The organism is Flagellimonas olearia, from assembly GCF_004150225.1.
Lineage (GTDB): Bacteria > Bacteroidota > Bacteroidia > Flavobacteriales > Flavobacteriaceae > Flagellimonas > Flagellimonas olearia.
In genome coordinates this window covers 217261-236389 of record NZ_ML142907.1, presented here as the reverse complement: position 1 = coordinate 236389, position 19129 = coordinate 217261, and the positions used below count along the sequence as shown (strand labels likewise).

Sequence of the window (19129 nt, the reverse complement as noted above, 5' to 3'; positions counted from 1 at the left end):
GAAAGGGATTGATTTATTTGGACCTAGTAGGATTCCTCTTCATTGGGAAAATCACTGCTCTTTACATCATCTACATATTGTGAAATGGCATTGCTCATTTCGTCATAAAGGTTCATGTACCTTCTTAGGAAACGAGGGTGGAATTCATGGGTCATTCCCAGAAGGTCATGTACAACCAGCACCTGTCCATCAACCCCATTTCCGGCACCAATCCCAATGATAGGGATGGATACACTTTCCGCTACTTCTTTGGCCAATTTTGCCGGTATTTTTTCCAGAACAATACCAAAACAGCCCAATTCCTCCAGCATTTTGGCATCTTGTTTCAACTTTTCCGCCTCTTCCTCTTCTTTGGCTCTTACGGTATAGGTGCCAAATTTATAGATGGATTGGGGGGTAAGCCCCAAATGTCCCATTACGGGAATGCCTGCTTGTAGAATCCGGCTTACGGAATCTTTGATTTCTGCCCCACCTTCCACCTTGATGGCGTGTGCACCACTTTCCTTCATGATTCGGATGGCGGAACGCAAGGCTTCCTTGGAATCACTCTGGTAGCTTCCAAAGGGGATGTCGACCACCACCAGTGCTCTTTTTGCGGCACGGACCACGGAACTGGCATGGTAGATCATTTGGTCCAAGGTAATGGGCAGGGTGGTCTCATGGCCGGCTATGACATTACTGGCGGAATCCCCCACCAAGATGACATCAACATTGGCGGCATCGACAATTTTGGCCATGGAATAATCGTAGGAGGTGAGCATGGAGATTTTCTCCCCATTTTGTTTCATCTCGATCAAGGATTTTACCGTAATTCTCTTGTATTCTTTCTTGGCGACAGACATTTGGTTCTTTTTTACGGGCTAAATGTAAGCAGATTTGTTTAATTTGGGCTTCAATCAAAAAACTACATCTCATGAGAACAGTGTTAAGTTTTGCATTTTTATGCATGGCGTGCCTTACGGTTGCCGCCCAAGGTCCAAACCCTTCAAAGGTTGATTCGGAACAACAGATAAAACAGGTCATAGAAACCTTTTTTGATGGATTTCACAAGCAGGATTCCACCATTATAAAAAGCGTTTCGGCCGATTATGTGGTGCTCCAGACTACAGGAAGGGACCAAGAGGGCAAGACCCGCTTCAGAAACGAGGAATTTTCTAAATTTCTTACTTCCATTTGCAGTATTCCGGACAGCATCAAATTTGAGGAAAAACTCACTTCATTTTCCATCCAGGTAGATCGGACCATGGCCAATGCTTGGGTAGGCTACGAATTTTGGTTGAATGATGCCTTCAGTCATTGTGGTATAAATTCTTTCCAACTTGTGGATTTTGATGGGGAGTGGAAAATCATCTATCTTATTGACACTAGGGGAAAGGAAGGTTGTTTGGATTAGCAATCACTCAAGAAGACCCCTACGGCCAGGCCACCTTCTGAGGTTTCCTTGTATTTGGAACTCATGTCCTTGGCGGTTTCCCACATGGTGTTCACGACCTTGTCCAAAGGAACCTTTACCTCTTTTGGGTCGGTGTCAAGGGCCAGTTCCGCGGCATTGATTGCCTTTATGGCCCCCATGGCATTGCGTTCAATACAGGGAACCTGTACCAGCCCCCCTATGGGGTCGCAGGTGAGTCCCAGATGATGTTCCATGGCAATTTCTGCAGCGATCAATACCTGTTCGGGGGTGCCGCCCATCAGTTCTGTAAGTCCGGCGGCGGCCATGGCCGAGGAAACCCCGATTTCAGCTTGGCAGCCTCCCATGGCGGCGGAGATAGTGGCTCCTTTTTTAAAGATGCTCCCCACTTCACTGGCTACCAATAGAAACTGTCGCACATCGTCAAAGTCGGCATCGTGGTTTTCAATGACCATATAGTACATCAAAACCGCAGGAATTACTCCTGCACTGCCATTGGTGGGTGCGGTGACCACCCGACCCAACGAGGCATTCACCTCGTTCACGGACAGGGCAAAGCAACTGACCCATTTAATGATTTGGCGGAACCTCACTTCGGTGTCCCGTATGCTCTCCAACCATTCTTGGGGAGTGGAGTAGGGGACATTGCCTTTCAGTTTTTGATGGATTTCAAAAGCACGGCGTTTTACGTTGAGGCCTCCCGGAAGTTTTCCTTCGGTGTGGCAGCCGGTATACATGCATTCCAACATAGTATCCCAAATGCGTTGCAATCCTTGGTCAATTTCATTGGCTGGACGTAACGAAAGTTCATTCTCCCAAACGATTTCCGAAATGGTTTTTTGGTGCTCCTGACAGTATTGCAGCAACTCAAGGCCTGTTTTTACAGGATAAGGAAAGGTTTTGAACGTTTCCTTGTTCTCCTTGGAATGGATCAACTCCTCCTTTACCACAAAGCCACCGCCAATGGAATAATAGGTTTCGGAAACGGATTCCCCATTTGTCAACTGGGCCTCAAAGCGAATGCCATTGGAGTGAAAGGGAAGAAACTCTTTTTTAAAGACAATATCGTTCTTAAAATCAAAGGAGATGGGATGAATCCCGCCCAAGTTTAGTGTAGAACTGCTCTTTACGTGTTCCATGGCCCCATCAATACTGTCAATGGGAACGGTTACCGGATCAGTCCCCAACAGTCCCATGACAACGGCAATATCAGTGGCGTGGCCTTTTCCTGTAAGGGAAAGAGAGCCAAAAAGAGAGACCGAGACTTGTTGGACATCATCAAAGATATTTTGCTCTGTGAGCTCGGCTATCCATCGTTCCGCAGCCCTCCATGGTCCAAGGGTGTGGGAGCTTGAGGGTCCCACGCCGATTTTGAGCATGTCAAACACACTGATACATTCCATAGGTCCAATTTACTGTTCCAAATATAACAAGTCGGTTGGGATAAAACAGGAAATAAGTCTTAATGATTTTATGCCTAAACCGTTGCTTCAGCATGGCAATTTGTGAGTATTTATGGAATTTAAAGGGGATTGTCTGACACCTTGTCATATTCTGGGCCGTGGCATGATCATTGACATTTCATGAACGAGACAAAAATGAATTTCAAACAGATATAACTTTAGATACAATGAGCAAAATTATAGGTATAGACTTGGGTACAACCAACTCCTGCGTCTCTGTAATGGAAGGTAACGAACCGGTGGTAATTCCAAATGCCGAAGGTAAACGTACCACCCCTTCCGTGATTGCATTTGTGGAAGGTGGAGAGATCAAAGTGGGAGACCCTGCCAAAAGACAGGCGGTTACCAATCCCAACAAAACAATTTATTCCATCAAACGATTCATGGGGAACAAATTTTCTGAATCCAAAAAGGAAGCGGACAGAGTTCCTTATAATGTGGTAAAGGGCGATAACGATACCCCAAGAGTGGATATCGACGGCCGTTTGTATACCCCACAGGAACTATCGGCCATGATCCTTCAGAAAATGAAGAAGACTGCCGAAGATTATTTGGGTCAGGATGTTACCCGTGCAGTGATCACGGTTCCTGCCTACTTTAACGATTCACAAAGACAGGCCACCAAAGAAGCTGGTGAGATTGCCGGTCTTACCGTGGAACGAATCATCAACGAACCAACGGCTGCCTCTTTGGCCTACGGTTTGGATAAAAAGGATACCGATCAAAAAATCGTAGTGTTCGATTTCGGTGGAGGTACGCATGACGTTTCCATCTTGGAATTGGGTGACGGCGTTTTTGAAGTATTGGCCACGGATGGGGATACCCACTTAGGGGGAGATGATGTTGACCAAAAAATCATTGATTGGTTGGCCGAGGAGTTTATGAAGGATGAGGACATGGATCTTCGTAAGGATGCCATGGCGCTTCAGCGTTTGCGTGAAGCTGCCGAGAAGGCCAAGATAGAATTGTCTTCCTCTGCACAGACCGAAATCAACTTACCTTATGTAACGGCAACTGCGTCAGGCCCCAAACACTTGGTGCGTACATTGACCCGAGCCAAATTTGAGCAGTTGATCGATGACTTGGTAAAAAGAACGATTGCACCTTGTGAGACCGCATTGAAATCTGCAGGTCTTTCAAAAAGTGATATAGATGAGATTATCTTGGTAGGGGGTTCTACCCGTATCCCTGCGGTACAGGAAGCTGTTGAGAAGTTCTTCGGCAAAAAACCATCCAAAGGGGTGAACCCGGATGAGGTTGTGGCCGTAGGTGCCGCTATCCAAGGAGGTGTATTGACCGGAGATGTGAAGGATGTACTTCTTTTGGACGTTACCCCACTTTCATTGGGTATCGAGACCATGGGAAGTGTGTTCACCAAATTGATCGAGGCGAACACCACCATTCCTACCAAAAAGTCACAGGTATTCTCCACAGCTGCGGATAACCAACCTTCGGTTGAAATCCACGTGTTGCAAGGAGAGCGTCCTATGGCTGCAGACAACAAAACCATTGGTAGGTTCCACTTGGACGGTATTCCACCGGCGCCAAGAGGTACGCCTCAGATTGAAGTGACCTTTGATATTGATGCCAACGGTATCATCAAGGTTTCTGCTACGGACAAAGCTACCAACAAGACCCAAGATATCCGTATCGAGGCATCTTCAGGTTTGACCGAGGAAGAAATCAAAAAGATGAAAGCCGAAGCCGAAGCCAATGCCGAGGCAGATAAACAAGCCAAGGACAAGGCCGATAAGCTGAACGAGGCGGATGGTATGATTTTCCAGACCGAAAAGCAGTTGAAGGAGTTTGGTGATAAATTGTCCGATGACAAGAAAAAGCCTATCGAGGATGCTTTGGAAGAGTTGAAGAAAGCCTACGAAACCAAAGATGTTGCTGTGATAGAACCTGCTTTGGAGAAAATCAACGAGGCTTGGAAAGTGGCTTCCGAGGAGATGTACAAGGCCCAGGCCGATGCGGCCCAAGCCAATGGTGCTGACCCATCTGCCGGTGCTGATAGCGCTGCTGGAGGCAACGCCAAGGAAGGTGATAATGTAGAGGATGTTGACTTCGAGGAAGTGAAGTAATACTCGAATAGCATAAACCATAAAAAAACCCTGACTTTGGTCAGGGTTTTTTGTTTGCTTGATTTGGGTTTTATGCTGCGTTCAATTGGCGCATTTCCATTTCTCGAAGCTTTTCAAGGGCTTCTGATTTTGAGTTGACATTGAGTTTTACGTAAATGTTTTGAATATGGAAATTGACCGCGCTCGGCGTAACGCAGAGTTTGTCCGCAATCATCTTATAGGTGAATCCTTGGGTAAGGAGTTCGGCTATTTGGTTTTCCTTTCTTGAAAACGAGTCAAAGGATTTGGTCTGGAAAGAGTGGATGATTTTTTTGGCCACATCGTGTTCCAAGGCCACACCGTGCTGGTCTAGTGCCGCAACGGCAGCAAAGAGCCTTTCCTTGGTCAAAGGTTTAGTAAGATAGCCACTGGCTCCCTTTTTAAAGGCTTCCTTGATGAGCTTGAAATCATTTTTACAGCTCATCATCAAGACTTTCATGTCCTCATCTTTCCTGAGGAAGTATTCCAGGCCGTCAATTCCGGAAATTCCGGTCAAGGTCACTTCGGATAGAATGATATCAGGGGCCTTTCTTCCAAAATTGGACAAAAGCTCATGAACGGTCCTATAAATACCGTGCAGTCCGTATTCCACTGTATCTTCAAAATACAATTTATACATAGGGTTTAGGCTTTCATCATTATCGATGATCGCAATTTGTAAGGGGTAAGTTCTCATGACGCATAGATTTGGGGGTCATCTGATTCTGTTACAGTAATTAAATCCCTTTTTGGTAAAATTTGGGCAAAAACTACCTGTTCCGCCAGTTGAATGGTAGGAAAATGGAAAGCATATCAAAGAAGCATTGCATTGAATGTAACATGCACACGCCTAATGCTGCCATTGTCCGAATCAAACAAATAGGGCAGGTTGACCCTTATAGGGTCAGATCAAAATGTAGTTTAGAAAAGGTTTTGGATACCTTAAAAAAGTAGCTTGTAGGGAGCTTTAGGTATGCCTTTTTTCCGAGAATTGTAGTTTGTTTTCATGACTAATAGATTTGGGTTTGTATTATTTCAAAAATTAAATTAGTTTTTTTTTCACTCCCACAGAATTTTTTGTAGTGTTTTTCGTTCAAATGCATTCCGGCCAATGGGTTGGTTTTGCTGAAAATCAACGATAAGGAAGAATGGAATAAAATGCAAATACCTATATTTCAAAACAATACAAAAAAATAGGATGCATTTTAATGCATCCTATTCTTGGTAAAATCGGTCAGATTGAAATAATACAACCCGCTTCTATGATAGACTGTCAGTTCCCCCTGTCTTTCTTATCATGGTCATGAGTGTTTCGAATCTCGGCTATGAAACAGAATCAGATGACACCTCAGGTAGTTGACCGACTTTTATTTCATATTTTATTTATCCTCATAAGAAGTACTGGTGTACTCTTGGGTGGTGTTCATGGCGGTTTGGATATTGGTATCTCTATCCGCTACATATCGGTTGTCCTCTTTTTTGGCATGTCCGTAGGCTACCGTATACTGTGAAATGGTGTGGTTTTGACCTCGATTGGAGACTACAAATCCCAATCCTTTTTCAGGACTCAATTGAATGGCGTAGTCGTCACGATCACTATTGATATGGTCGCCCAAGTTCACGGAAGGGGTCAAGGTGTTCAACACAACCTGTGTGGCATAAAGGTCCAGTCCACCAAAACCATCCCGTCCTTCGGAAGCAAAGAACAACAAGGTTCCATTGTAGAGGTTAGGGTATAGTTCATCTTCTTTGGTGTTGACCTTGGGTCCTAAATTTTTGGATACGCCCAAGCTACCATCAGGCTTGACTTCGGCTACATAGATATCATATTTTCCATAGCTGCCACGCATGTTGGAAGCAAAGAACAAACGCTTGCCGTCATCAGAAATGGTGGGGTGCTTGGCGGAAGCATATTTTGGGCAAACCTCCATTTTGGTCACATTCTTCCATTCGCCATTGATGTTTTCGGCCCTGTAGATTTCATGGATAAGTTCTTTCTTGGAGAACACACCGGTTAAAGGCTTTTGATAGGTAGCCTTACTGAAATAAGCCGTTTGACCGTCTTGGGTCACTGTCATGGAAGGTACATAACCATCCAAGGTGGATAAATTGCCCTCCATGGCATGGGTTACAAGGTCCTTGTCCATTTGGGCGTTGGTGTTTTGGCTATACATTAGTATTCCAGAAAAAAGTAGGCTGTAGATAAGTGAACGTGTCATGATATTCTGATTTGGGGGTTAATACATGACAAAGATCAAAAAGATTTTAAGGGAATACTTATGAATTTTTCATAGGTTTTTACTTTTACCGAGTAAAAAGTGCAGTTTATCGAAAAAATTTTAATGATTTTTCATTCAGACAAGCTTCAAATAACGTTTATCGGTGATTTTTAACCTTTTATCTGCTAAAAGATGACCTTTTTACATATATAAAGACCGCAATCTGTGGTTGATGGGGAATTAGGGCTATTTCCTGTTTTATCCGTCTCAATTCGCCGTAAAGGGTCGGAATGCTTTTTTTACAAATTGTGGAGGTTCAAAGCGATACCCTAGATACAGTACCCCATAAAATTGGTCGGTCTTCACACTGCTGTTACTGTCTTCGTTATACCAATCTGAGTTAAGGGTGAGGTTCATTCCAAAGATTACTTTCTCCGAACTGTATCCCAAATTGATGCCACTTGACACGGAACGGATAAAATAAGTGTTCCGTTCAATCTCGGTGATTCCATTTTCTGTGGATTCATCTTTGGAGAAGCGAACCCCTAGGGAAGGGGATACATTTCCGGAAATAAACCAATTCTCATGCAATACCAGAGTGTAGAAATATCTTGGGGAAAGCCTTAGGTTAAAAAACCGTTCCTTACTGCGGATGCCCAGCTCATCAAATGCAAAAGTATTGTAGTCATAATATAAGGTTGGGATAAGGCTGCCGCTGCTGATTTTCTGCCACTCATTCTGATAGACAATGTTCCTGTATGAAAAATTTGGGTTGAGTACGTACGAAGTGGACATGCCATATTGTGAGTTGGTAAGACTGTTGAATTGTATGTACGGATGGGTCCCTTCTATCCAGCCCGGTGCAAAATCGGCTGTGTTCCTCACATAATAGCCAGAAGTTTTGTTATAGGTCAACCCTTGGACCCATTTGCCCAAGAAAAACCGAAACTGATAGTCGGTAAATGATGATTCGCCCTTAAGGTTCTCATCAACATTCCCGCCCATGAATTTTGGAACGAGTCCCACACTTACCCCAACGAATTCATAATCCAATGATAGAAAAAGTCGGTATCTGCTGTTGGGGGTCAGCTCCAGTCTTTCATCTTCATTTTGGTTTCTATAGAGAAGCACATCGGTCCGGGTATCTATATTGGCCTTCAGAATAATTTTGTCGGTGTACGTGACAATCCTACTGGTATCTTGCTGCGAATGTACCTGCCAGCATGAAAAAAATAGGCAAAATAAAAAAATCCCAAAAAGAGAAAAGTGTAAGGGACCATTAAGACGGTATCTGGACATATCGTCACAAGATACACAGCTTTACCCAATCCGCGTTCCGTTTTTTACGTTTCGCTCCGGTTGCATAAGGGTTACTTCCTTATTGTCCCCAATACCACCAAGGACGAGGCATTCGCTCATAATATTTGCGATCTGTTTCGGGGGGAAGTTCACCACGGCTACGACCTGTTTTCCAATCAGGTCTTCGGGGGTGTATAGTTGTGTGATTTGGGCAGAGGTCTTTCGCTTTCCCAAATCCCCAAAATCGATGATCATCTTATAGGCCGGGTTTCGGACTTCTTCGAATATTTCAGCAGAAATGATGGTGCCGACTACCATCTGTACTTTTTGAAAATCTTCCCAGCTAAGGTTTTGGTCGGGTGTAATATCCACGGACAGGTGTTTTTTTGCGCAAGGTACAATCTCCATTTCCAATGGGCCAAAACCGATAATGGGTTTAACTCCATATTATCACTTTCCCAATAGGTTTTTCAATATGGGGATTTCAAATCGATGGTGCCAGGCCAAGAAACAACAAATGATAAAAGTAATCGCGGCCAAGATAAAAAGGGTGCCTCCATCATTCTGGACTTCAATACCAAGCTGGGTAAGGTGTGAAAAAATGGCCCCACCAAGAATCCCCATACCCAATAGCGCCCCAAGCCCTGTGGTTCTTGGCACCAATAAAAGGATGGCGGTCACCAGTTCCAATACCCCGATTCCTATCCGTCCAACCGGTTCCAGACCCAAGGTCTCAAATATATATACTGATTCCGGGGCGGCAGTGAACTTAAAATATAGGGTCTGTAATAAAATTACAGCGGCAATGATTTTCAACAATAGATGGATGATGGATGTACGGGTCATGATGGTGTTGTTTTAATAGTGGTACCAACTAGGTCGTAAAAGTGTGGCGTAGTTAACGTTAAAAGCTGTTTTGACCATAATTTTATACAATGGGTTATTTTTGTATGTGAATCCGCATGGGATATTTCCCATCGCCATTGAGAAATTATAGATGGAACTACTGGAGCATTTGAAGTGGCGATATGCCACCAAAACATTCGATCCTAACCTAAAAGTGTCCGAAGAGGATATGGAGAAGCTGAAAGAGGCGATACAATTATCCGTCTCTTCTTATGGACTGCAGTTATATAAAGTTTTGGTGATTTCAAGCCAGGGGCTCAAGGAGGAATTGAAAACGGCCTCATGGAACCAAGACCAAATTACGGATGCCTCCCATCTTTTTGTGTTCTGCAACTATACGGAACGAAAGGATGAAGATGTGGATGCCTATATCCAATCCATTTCCCAAATACAGGGCACCCCAGTGGACAAATTGGAGGGATATGGAAACTTGATCAAGCGTAGTCTGGTGGAAATGGACGATGCCACTTGGATTTCATGGTCCGAAAAACAGACCTATCTGGCCATGTCCACGCTTTTGATGGCCTGTGCCGAGCTGCGGATTGATGCCTGCCCCATGGAAGGCTATCAGGTGGAAAGGTACAATGAGATCCTAGGGTTGGACCAACAGGGATTGAATGCTAGCGTAATCGTTCCCGTGGGCTATCGTTCCCAAGAAGACCATACGCAGTTTAGAAAGAAGGTGCGCAAGCCGCTGCACGAACTTTTTGAGACTTTGTAAAGTGTAGAGGCCCGATCAGGCCTCTTCAATTTTTAATGAGGTCATTGTCAAGGAACCCCCTACGGGTTTATCGTTGAACAATGTTATTTTCTCTTTTCCCCCTCGAAGGGCAAGGGCATACAGCAACGGTAAATAATGTTCAGGGGTAGGGATGGCCAAGTCAAAAGCCTTACCTTGCGATTTAAAATCAATGAGTTTTTGATGATCACCACTCAGGATGTGCGATTTCATCTTCTCATTGGCTTCGGTTGCCCAGTCAAAGGCAAATTCCTCATTCAGCTTGTTCCAAGCCACCATTCTAAGGTTGTGGACCATGTTACCACTTCCAATGATCAAAACCCCTTTTTGACGTAGGCTATTGATTTGCTTTGCCAGTTCATAATGATAACGGGCGGGTTGGGAGTAATCAATACTCATTTGGATCACGGGAATATCCGCATTGGGGTAGAGGTGTTTGATCACACTCCAAGCACCGTGGTCCAGCCCCCAGTTATCATCCAGTCCCACATGGGCCTTTGTAATGAGCTTTTGGGTTTCTTGGGCCAGTTCCGGGTCGCCCGGTGCGGGGTACTGTACATCGAACAAGGCTTGGGGAAAACCACCAAAATCATGAATGGTCCTTGGGTTTTGCATCGCCGTAACAAAGGTGCCACGGGTTTCCCAATGGGCCGAGATACAAAGGATGGCATGGGGTTTAGGAATATCCTTGCCGACCTTTCTGAACCCTTGGACAAATTCATTTTCCTCAATGGCGTTCATGGGGCTTCCATGCCCTAGGAACAATACGGGCATTTTGACCGTATTGCCTAGGTTGGAAGTCATTTTATTTAGATCTTTCAAATTCATCGTTGCGCCTATTATCGGCAGTAGAGAGAACGATTTTAAAAAATGTTTTCTTTTCATGCCGGGTTTAATTTACAAAACTTCAGCGATGGATTGTGAGATAGGCGTCGTTGGCCTACCTATCAATTGGCTCAACTGGTTGCCATCATCATATAGATCTCCATGCAAGGTAGCGGTATGGGTTCCCGCGAAAAACGAGGCGACAGGCTTGGGTAATCCCGCTTGCTCCAGAGCTTGCGCAAATTCTTCCTCCGAAATATTCACATAGGGGATTTCCTTACCGGCCAATTTTGAAAGTTCAGCGGCATAGTCTGTCATGGTAAATGCCAAATCTCCCGAAAGCTCATAGGTTTTGTTCGTGTGCGATGCTTGGGAGAGTACCACCGCAGCGGCTTCAGCAAAATCGGTCCTTGAAGCGGAAGTGATCTTCCCATCACCCGAACTGCCATAAAGTGTTCCTATGGAAATGGTATCCTTTGCAGACTCCGTGTAATTTTCGTTGTACCAGCCGTTTCGCAAGATGGTATACTCCAGCCCTGATTCCTTGATGGCTTTCTCCGTATCCAAATGTTCGGGAGCCAAAACCAAGGTAGAGCCGTCCGCTTTTAGCAAACTGGTGTAGACCAAATGTTTTACCCCAGCTTCCTTGGCAGCATTGATGACCGCCGAATGTTGCGCAAAACGCTTTCCTATTTCATTACCGGAGATCAAAAGCAATTTATCAATTCCTGCAAGGGCTGTGGCCAATTGACTGGGTTCATTGTAATCAAACGCCCGGGCCTCAACAGCTAAGGCTTCCACCTTATTGGGGGTGCGGACCAAGGCAACCATATCTGTGGAAGGTACACGGTCTTTAAGTTGTGAAACGACCAATTGTCCCAATTTTCCTGATGCACCTGTGATTCCTATTTTCATTGTGATTGTCGTTTATTGTTTTACAAATTGCACTTCGGTATTGATTTTCACTTCATCACCGACCAAAACACCTCCTGTTTCCAAAGTGGAATTCCAGTTTAGTCCAAAATCCTTACGATTTAGTTTCCCGGTAATTTCGAAGGCCATTTTTTCATTGCCCCAAGGATCTTTGTTGGTTCCACCGTACGCTACATCAAGCTCTATTTCCTTGCTTACTTCTTTAATGGTCAAAACCCCTTTGAGTTTGTATTCCTCATCATCCACTTTGGTGAAGGATAGACCTTCAAACGTAAGGTTGGGGAAATTTTCCGCATCAAAAAAGTCGGCACTTTTTAAGTGATTGTCCCTATCCGTATTGTTGGTGTTGATGGATGCAGCTTGAATGGTGACTTTAAGGGGGGATGTGGCAAAATTTTCCCCGTCAATGGTTGCCTCGTAGTTCGTAAAAACACCTTTTACGTTTGAAATCATCAAGTGTTTTACTTTAAATCCCAATTCGCTGTGTGTTGGGTCTATTACCCATTTTGTAGTTGACATAATCTTATTTCTTTAATAGTATGATACAAAGATGCGAACAAGCTATGCTGGGAATCTTACACTATTCGGTAAATGAATGGTAGTTTTAGGAAATGAGGGCGTTTCTCATATCTTCCCGGAACTCATTTGGGGATTGTCCGGCTTTCTTTTTAAAGACCTTGGAGAAATACGAGTTTTCATTATAGCCCAACTCGTAGGCAATTTCCGAAATGGCTTTATCGGTTGAAATCAAAAGATTTTTGGCCTCGATGAGCTTTCGGGTCTCAATGATTTCCGACACACTTTGCCCCATGATATTCTGACAGATCAAGTTCAGGTTTCTGGATGACATGAAAAGCTTTTCGGCATAGAATTCCACGCCAACGGGCCTTCGAAAATTTTCCTCAAGGATATTCAAGAAATTTCCGAAGGAAATGTGCTGTGTTTTTTGAAGGGTTTGGTCGGGAGGTGCAATTTTTCTTCGTTCAGATTCTATCATGGTGAGCAAGGCGCTTAACAATTGTCTGATAACCGCATAATCAATGGTTTCCTGTTTGGTTTCGTCATAGATCAATTGACACAGGGTGACCAGTCTCTGAAAACAGAAACCCTCCTCCAATGTTAGATTGGCTTGGTTATGATAGAGTGAATACAGCTGAAAAGTGGTTTCGGGAATGAATTCACTTTTAAACCGAATGCCCCAAATCTCACACTCACCTTGGTAGGGTTTGGGAATCAACCGATGCACTTTTCCTTGGGTAACAAAGCTTACAAAGGGAGCCTTTATCTTGGAGGTCTTAAAATCTATGAAATGTTCCAGTTCACCTTTAATACCAATCAATAATTCTTCAAAATCATGATTATGGGGCTCATCCGGCAATTCGGAAATCCGTTTGGCCTCTTCGGCATCTACTTTGAATATGTGGAACAATTTGTTCAAACCTTGCTTAAGTAACAATACGTATAAAATTATTCTTTTAAAGTCAAATATCAATATGATTACCCCTTTCTCTATACACCGGTTTGTAACAGACACGGATTTGGGAATGCATTTCCTGTACACATTTACCATTAAAAAAACACCCTGATGTGAAGGTTGGGTATAAAGCCCAATGAACTTCTTTGGATTACCTGCTCCAAAAGAGTCTGACCATTTTCTTGAGTGGTCCTATGGATAATCGCCAACGGTACGACCCGGTCATAGATATTCAGTGCTGAAAACCCAATTTGCATCATGGAAGATTGGTGTGATATGGGGAACCGGTAAGTTATGGATGCATCCAATCTATGGAAATTGGGCAGTCTACTCTCATTGATTGTACCAAAGACAACCTCCCTCGTTGCTTCATTATAGCTTTCTATGGGGGTAAAAGGCGTTCCGGAGCGGTACTGCCACCCCAAAGAAAGTTCCAGGTTTTTTATATCCAGACTATTGGATATCCTAAAACTATGGGGAATGTCATTATTCCCGGAAAAACTATCTTCCTGGATATCATCGAAAGTGAAATTCACATCGTTGAAAGCGTATCCCACCCAGAACCTATAATTTCGAATGCGTTTTTTTAATAGAAGATCAACACCTATAATCCGACTTTTTCCTTCGCTGAGGTCGGGCTGGGGGAGATGGAACCCCTGACTATATGAGGTGAGTCCGGTTATTCCCTTATAGTATCCTTCGGCATCCAAGGTCCAGCCGTTCCGGTCAAAAAGTAGGCCTGCCGAAAACTGATTGCCCTGAAGCAGGGGATAGTTGGAATTATCGGAAAGCCTCCAAAGATTGTTGTCCAATCGCAGTTCGGTTTGGTTGAACTCGATGAGTTGGGAGATGGGTTGGTTTCTTCTTTCCAGCCCGGTCCGGATTCGAAATGATTTATTGATCGGCAACTCAATATTGAGTCTGGGTTCCAGATAGACTTGTCCCAAACTGCCATAATGAACCGTTCTGAGCCCGAACTTAAATAAGCCCCCATTGTCCTTTCGGATGGAGTACTCCCCAAAAAGGACATTTTTCAAGTTGCTTTCATGGACAGGCAGACTAACTTCGTTGTTCGAATCCAAGTGGGAGACACTGCTCAGGTCTATTTCCAAATTGGTGTTGGAGAGTTGGTAGCCAAAACCCAATACATCATTGTTCCTTAAAACCCTGTCCGATTTAAGCTCAAAGCCAAAATCACTGATCCTGTTTCCCCTGATATTGGTTTCTTCCAACATCTGTCCGATGTACTCCTCATTTTTATAGTAGGAATCGTAGGATGAGAAATAGGTTGTGATCTGATCGGTCTGTGTTGGGGATGTGCGGTGTTCCCAGTTGATACTAATGCCTCCGTTCCCTGTGGTGAGGGAATCTTTTTTGGTCTCGCCTTGACTGCTAAAGGAGAAAAGGGTTCGGTTTCGGGTCATTAGCGCACTCAGGGAAATCTTGTCCTTCGGGTTGGGATTGTACACATACTTGGCATTGAAATCATAGAACCTGAACTCATTTTCACTGGTATCGTAGGTGTAACCATCGTCCGTGCTAACGTTCAATGGATTTCCATTCATATCGGTCACAGAGCCGGTATTGTTGAAAATTTTCTTGGCATAAGCCTCATAGGTCGGGGTTTTGTATACATCCAAATAGGCATTTCGGGCATAAAGGGACAGTGATGATTTTTTTGAAAGGGGTACTTTGATATACCCGTCAACACTTAACCCATCCAACCCAAGGCCTCCTGATAATTTTTTAGCGACTTCATTGTCTGTACTGATATCAATGATTCCCGAGACCCTATCACCAAAAGCTGCACTGCTGGCGGTCTTAAAAATGGTGGCTTTCTCCGTGGCGTAGGGATTGAATCTGGACAACATGCCATACAGATACCCCGTATTGAATACCCGAATATGGTCAAATAGCACCAAGTTCTGATCGGAAGTTCCCCCGTGTATCTGTATGCCGGATGCTGATTCGTCCAAACTGGCAACCCCCGGAATAAGTTGGATGCTTTGGAGAATATCAGGGGTGGTCTGGCCGGGTATGGACCCCAAAGGCGCTTGGGAAAGGGTAATGGACCCATCACGGTTTCTGTCGATTCCTGTGGTTATATAAGAAGTGACCACGACCTCCTTGAGTTCTTTGTAAACGGGGGCAAGGTACACGGAGGTACACGTCTCTTTGGGTATTACCTGTACCATATGATATCCGACAACTTCCAGTTGATAGGCAGATTTTCCAGTATTTTTAAATTGGACCAGTCCACTTTTGTTGGTTTCCATCACCAAGCTTGAGTCCAGTATTACTTCGTTCTCGGCAATGGGAAATCGAGTGTCTTCATCCAAAAAATAGAGGCAAATGTTCTTATCTGGCACTCTAGGTACAATAATGACCTGTGGTTGCTCCGCTATTTTTTCAAAATGTAAACCGGTCTGGGCTTCCAAGAGGCCGAGTAGTTCGTCAAGAGACAAGTTTTCGGCAATAGCGGTAATACTTTTATGCTCCACCAAATCTTCCGCATAGGAAAAACGCAGGTCAATTTCCCTTTCCAGTCGCTGGATCACATCTTTTAGGGGAGTTTCCTCAAATTCAAAGAATAGGTTTTCCTGGGCATTGGACATGGAAATGCCAAGAAAGAGTAGCAAGACTGATATAAAACACCTCATTTCTTATTCAGACAAGGTAACAATTCTTTTGTCTGTAGAAACATGATATTGGATTCCCATGGGTTCCAAAGTAGTTTTTAGGGCATTCTCCAGATGGGTATGGGTAAAGTTTCCAGTGAATTTGCGATTGATGTCAATAGCATCTATTTTAAATTGAATGGGATATTGAATGGTAAGTTCGTCCAATACTTCAGAAAGAGGTTGTTCGGAAAAAGAGGAAAATCCATTTTTCCAATCCGGGGTATTTTTAGAAAATTGCTTTTGATGGATTTCCCCGTTCATCAAGGATATCTCCACGCCTTTTTGAAGTCTCATGCTAGGATGGTTTGTATCCAATGGTGTAAATTCAATGGACCCTTCATAGCATTGTACTTTAAAATCTTTTCGATTTTTGATATTGAACTGGGTTCCCAATACAGAAACGGTTCCTTTACTGGTCTTAACGGTAAAGTCGTTTCCGGATGAAACATCAAAGAAGGCCTCTCCATCAAAATCCACGGCTCGGTCTTCCTCCCAATTGAATCTTCTATAAGATATGGATGAGTTGGCATTCAATGTGATTGTGGAACCATCAGCGAGAAGAATGGTCTCTTTTTCGCCAATGCCCGTGTAATAGGTTTTAGAGCCGAAGAAATAGGTGTAGCTTGCAAATAGGAGGGCAATACAGGCCGCTGCCGCCGAAAATGCCCACAAGCGTTTTACCTTGGGTGCCTTTTGTACGTTTTGATTTTTTGAGTTCACGGCCAAAAGTGCTTTTTCCACATCAATTTCTGGCCCCTTGAGGGATTTGGCCGCATCGTCAATAGCCATTAGTTGCCTATGGACATCGGATGCCTCGAACCCTGCCAGCTCTTCTTCACTAAGCTCTCCGGCCAGCCATCGGGTCAAAAAATCTTCATTCGCGTACTTTTCTTTCATAGGCATCAGCGCTTTGTATGTAAATGACAGTTGAACAATCCGTTACCCTATTAAAATTTTAATTCCTTTCCAAGAATGTCCCTTAAAATCAATAAGGCCTTGCTCATTCTTCGTTCTACGGCCTTAACACCAAGTCCCAATAGTTCCGCGATTTCCGGATAGGTTTTCTTTTCCAACCTACTTAGCAGATAAACTTCTCTTTCCTTTTGGGGCAATGCGGCTATGGCCTGTTTCAATTTTTCATGGAATTGGTCCATTTGCATTAGATACTCCGGATTTTCATGATCCACGGAGGGAGAGGTGCTTTGCAAGTGCTTCAGTACAATTTTCTCATGGGCTTTTTCATTGAGGAAAGAGTTGTTGGCCGCTCTGTACAGGTATGCCTTTACCTTGGAAAAGGAAACGGTGGAGCACAATCTCCAAAGCTTCACAAAAACGTCTTGTACAATATCCTCAGCCTGTTGAAGATCCCCACATTTATAATATACAAATCGCATCACGGCCCCATAATGGGCACGAAATATTTGATTGTAGATTTTTTGTTCACAAATGGATGGGTCTTCCTCTGTCATGCTCTGTTTTGGCGAAACCCTTTTAGGGGCACACAAAAATAATTAGAAAAAAATAGGGTGCCTTTCTATTTACCTGTCTAAGTAATGGAAAAGAAATGAATCTGATTATGAAAAACAAAAAATGGGCAGCACTATGGGTCATCTGTGGTGTATTTTTCTTTCAAGGTCTTATGGCCCAAGATTGGCAAACCAACTTTGACACAGCCAAAGATCTGGCCCAAAAAAGGAGCAACAACATTGTATTGGTCTTCCAAGGTTCCGATTGGTGTGCCCCTTGTATTAAGTTGGATCGAGAAATATGGAGTTCCAAGGAATTCCAAGATCTGGCCAAGGACCACTTTGTAATGCTCAAGGCGGATTTCCCCCGAAAAAAAAGCAATAAACTACCCGAGGAACAGGAGGCCAGGAACAAATCGTTGGCGGCCAAATATAATCCCAACGGCTATTTTCCCTATGTAGTGGTATTGGACCCAACGGGAAATGTATTGGGCCAGGCAGGATATGAAAAGGCAAGCCCAAAAGCCTATTTCAACAAGTTGAACTCTTTTTAAAACAGGATTATGTTGAGAATAGGGCAGGTGATATCCACCGCATTTATTTTCTGCTTGGGGTTTTGGGGACATCCGAAAGAAGTGTCCCGTACAACCAGCGATACCATAACCGAACTTCAAGTGTACCAGCGCACCCTAAAATTGATGGGAAGTCGGTTTGATCTCACTGTGGTTGCTGAAAACCAAGAGAAAGGCAATGCGTATTTGGACTTGGCCATATCGGAGATTTCCCGGATAGAAAAACTGATTTCCTCCTGGGATCCCAAGTCACAGACTTCTGCCATCAACAATAATGCAGGGTTGAAGCCCGTAAAGGTGGACGAGGAACTTTTTCAACTCATTGAACGAGCTTTGAAGATCTCCAAATTGACCCAAGGGGCTTTTGATATCAGTTATGCTTCCATGGACCGTATTTGGAAATTTGATGGTTCTGTTACCCAAATGCCCCCGGCCGAAACGATCAAGCAGTCCGTTTCCAAGGTGGGTTACCAAAATATCCTACTGGATCACGAAAACCAAACCGTTTTTTTGAGGAACAAAGGCATGAAGATCGGCTTTGGTGCCATTGGCAAGGGGTATGCCGCCGATAAAGCCAAGAAGTTGCTTGTAGAGAACGGGGTAGGGTCAGGCATCATCAATGCATCGGGTGACCTGCACGCCTGGGGCTCCCAGCCCGATGGTAGGGACTGGATGGTGGCCATTGTGAATCCCTTGAACAAAAACAAGGTTTTCTCTTGGCTGCCCATTAAGGACCAGGCTGTGGTCACTTCGGGCAATTATGAAAAATATATCATTCTTGATGGGGAGCGCTATACCCACATTATTGACCCCAGAACGGGTTACCCCAGCAAAGGGATTCTAAGTGCCACGGTCTTTACCAAGAATGCCGAACTGGCGGATGCCCTGGCCACATCCATATTTGTTATGGGAGTGGAGACAGGTCTTGATTTTGTGAACCAATTGAAAGGAGTGGAGTGCATTATTGTGGATGAGGACAATAAAGTGGTCACCTCAAAGAATATCGCCCTAAAAGAAGTGGAAACCCAAAGTAGATGAA

At 44.0% G+C, this 19129-nt stretch carries 19 protein-coding genes; 5 read left to right on the top strand and 14 right to left on the bottom strand.

Annotated elements, in window-relative coordinates; translation table 11 throughout:
- Positions 1-23: 23 nt before the first annotated feature.
- Positions 24-842, bottom strand: a complete 819-nt coding sequence (panB, locus tag DN53_RS01075; protein ID WP_129652577.1) for a 3-methyl-2-oxobutanoate hydroxymethyltransferase — start codon at positions 840-842, stop codon at positions 24-26.
- A gap of 71 nt (positions 843-913) precedes the next feature.
- On the opposite strand from panB, the gene DN53_RS01070 reads away from it, so the two are divergent.
- The gene (locus DN53_RS01070; RefSeq protein ID WP_129652576.1) at positions 914-1393 is read left to right on the top strand and encodes a nuclear transport factor 2 family protein; all 480 of its coding nucleotides are present in this window, start codon (positions 914-916) and stop codon (positions 1391-1393) included.
- Here the strand turns inward: DN53_RS01070 and DN53_RS01065 are convergent.
- A complete protein-coding gene (locus DN53_RS01065) occupies positions 1390-2814 on the bottom strand; it encodes an L-serine ammonia-lyase (RefSeq protein WP_129652575.1) in 1425 nt (474 codons plus the stop codon). The genes DN53_RS01070 and DN53_RS01065 overlap by 4 nt on opposite strands.
- A 227-nt stretch (positions 2815-3041) precedes the next feature.
- On the opposite strand from DN53_RS01065, the gene dnaK reads away from it, so the two are divergent.
- The gene (gene dnaK / locus DN53_RS01060; protein WP_129652574.1) at positions 3042-4958 is read left to right on the top strand and encodes a molecular chaperone DnaK; all 1917 of its coding nucleotides are present in this window, start codon (positions 3042-3044) and stop codon (positions 4956-4958) included.
- Between the two features lie 70 nt (positions 4959-5028).
- Here the strand turns inward: dnaK and DN53_RS01055 are convergent, their stop codons facing one another.
- The 5 genes from DN53_RS01055 to DN53_RS01035 all read right to left on the bottom strand — a co-directional run bounded on the left by DN53_RS01055 (position 5029) and on the right by DN53_RS01035 (position 9340).
- Positions 5029-5673, bottom strand: a complete 645-nt coding sequence (locus DN53_RS01055) for a response regulator (protein ID WP_129652573.1) — start codon at positions 5671-5673, stop codon at positions 5029-5031.
- A gap of 682 nt (positions 5674-6355) precedes the next feature.
- Complete coding sequence (locus tag DN53_RS01050) at positions 6356-7195, bottom strand: PD40 domain-containing protein (protein WP_129652572.1); 840 nt, start codon at positions 7193-7195, stop codon at positions 6356-6358.
- A 267-nt stretch (positions 7196-7462) separates the two neighbouring features.
- Positions 7463-8494 carry a DUF4421 family protein gene (locus DN53_RS01045; RefSeq protein WP_129652571.1) on the bottom strand — a complete coding sequence of 344 codons (1032 nt, stop codon included), beginning with the start codon at positions 8492-8494 and terminating at the stop codon, positions 7463-7465.
- A gap of 21 nt (positions 8495-8515) precedes the next feature.
- Positions 8516-8902: a tRNA-binding protein gene (locus tag DN53_RS01040; protein ID WP_129652570.1), complete on the bottom strand. Its 387-nt coding sequence runs from the start codon at positions 8900-8902 to the stop codon at positions 8516-8518.
- 42 nt (positions 8903-8944) lie between these two features.
- Positions 8945-9340 carry a DoxX family protein gene (locus DN53_RS01035; RefSeq protein WP_129652569.1) on the bottom strand — a complete coding sequence of 132 codons (396 nt, stop codon included), beginning with the start codon at positions 9338-9340 and terminating at the stop codon, positions 8945-8947.
- Positions 9341-9491: 151 nt separating this feature from the next.
- On the opposite strand from DN53_RS01035, the gene DN53_RS01030 reads away from it, so the two are divergent.
- Positions 9492-10121 carry an NAD(P)H-dependent oxidoreductase gene (locus DN53_RS01030; protein ID WP_129652568.1) on the top strand — a complete coding sequence of 210 codons (630 nt, stop codon included), beginning with the start codon at positions 9492-9494 and terminating at the stop codon, positions 10119-10121.
- 15 nt (positions 10122-10136) lie between these two features.
- Here the strand turns inward: DN53_RS01030 and ygiD are convergent, their stop codons facing one another.
- The 7 genes from ygiD to DN53_RS00995 all read right to left on the bottom strand — a co-directional run bounded on the left by ygiD (position 10137) and on the right by DN53_RS00995 (position 17521).
- Positions 10137-10967 carry a 4,5-DOPA-extradiol-dioxygenase gene (ygiD, locus tag DN53_RS01025; RefSeq protein WP_129652567.1) on the bottom strand — a complete coding sequence of 277 codons (831 nt, stop codon included), beginning with the start codon at positions 10965-10967 and terminating at the stop codon, positions 10137-10139.
- A gap of 69 nt (positions 10968-11036) precedes the next feature.
- Positions 11037-11879 (bottom strand): SDR family oxidoreductase, encoded by an 843-nt coding sequence (locus tag DN53_RS01020; RefSeq protein WP_129652566.1) that lies wholly within the window; start codon positions 11877-11879, stop codon positions 11037-11039.
- 12 nt (positions 11880-11891) lie between these two features.
- Positions 11892-12416, bottom strand: a complete 525-nt coding sequence (locus DN53_RS01015; protein WP_129652565.1) for a YceI family protein — start codon at positions 12414-12416, stop codon at positions 11892-11894.
- 85 nt (positions 12417-12501) lie between these two features.
- Positions 12502-13353: a helix-turn-helix transcriptional regulator gene (locus tag DN53_RS01010; RefSeq protein ID WP_242502038.1), complete on the bottom strand. Its 852-nt coding sequence runs from the start codon at positions 13351-13353 to the stop codon at positions 12502-12504.
- Between the two features lie 113 nt (positions 13354-13466).
- Complete coding sequence (locus tag DN53_RS01005; protein WP_165357210.1) at positions 13467-16010, bottom strand: TonB-dependent receptor plug domain-containing protein; 2544 nt, start codon at positions 16008-16010, stop codon at positions 13467-13469.
- A 24-nt stretch (positions 16011-16034) separates the two neighbouring features.
- Positions 16035-16949 (bottom strand): FecR family protein, encoded by a 915-nt coding sequence (locus DN53_RS01000; RefSeq protein WP_165357208.1) that lies wholly within the window; start codon positions 16947-16949, stop codon positions 16035-16037.
- 50 nt (positions 16950-16999) lie between these two features.
- Entirely contained in the window at positions 17000-17521 is a 522-nt protein-coding gene (locus DN53_RS00995; RefSeq protein WP_129652562.1) for an RNA polymerase sigma factor, read from the bottom strand.
- A gap of 107 nt (positions 17522-17628) precedes the next feature.
- Here DN53_RS00995 and DN53_RS00990 point away from each other — a divergent pair, with 107 nt between their 5' ends.
- Together DN53_RS00990 and DN53_RS00985 are read left to right on the top strand one after the other, a co-directional pair.
- On the top strand, positions 17629-18072 hold the full coding sequence (locus DN53_RS00990; protein ID WP_129652561.1) for a thioredoxin family protein: 444 nt from the start codon (positions 17629-17631) through the stop codon (positions 18070-18072).
- 9 nt (positions 18073-18081) lie between these two features.
- Complete coding sequence (locus tag DN53_RS00985) at positions 18082-19128, top strand: FAD:protein FMN transferase (protein WP_129652560.1); 1047 nt, start codon at positions 18082-18084, stop codon at positions 19126-19128.
- Position 19129: the final 1 nt, after the last annotated feature.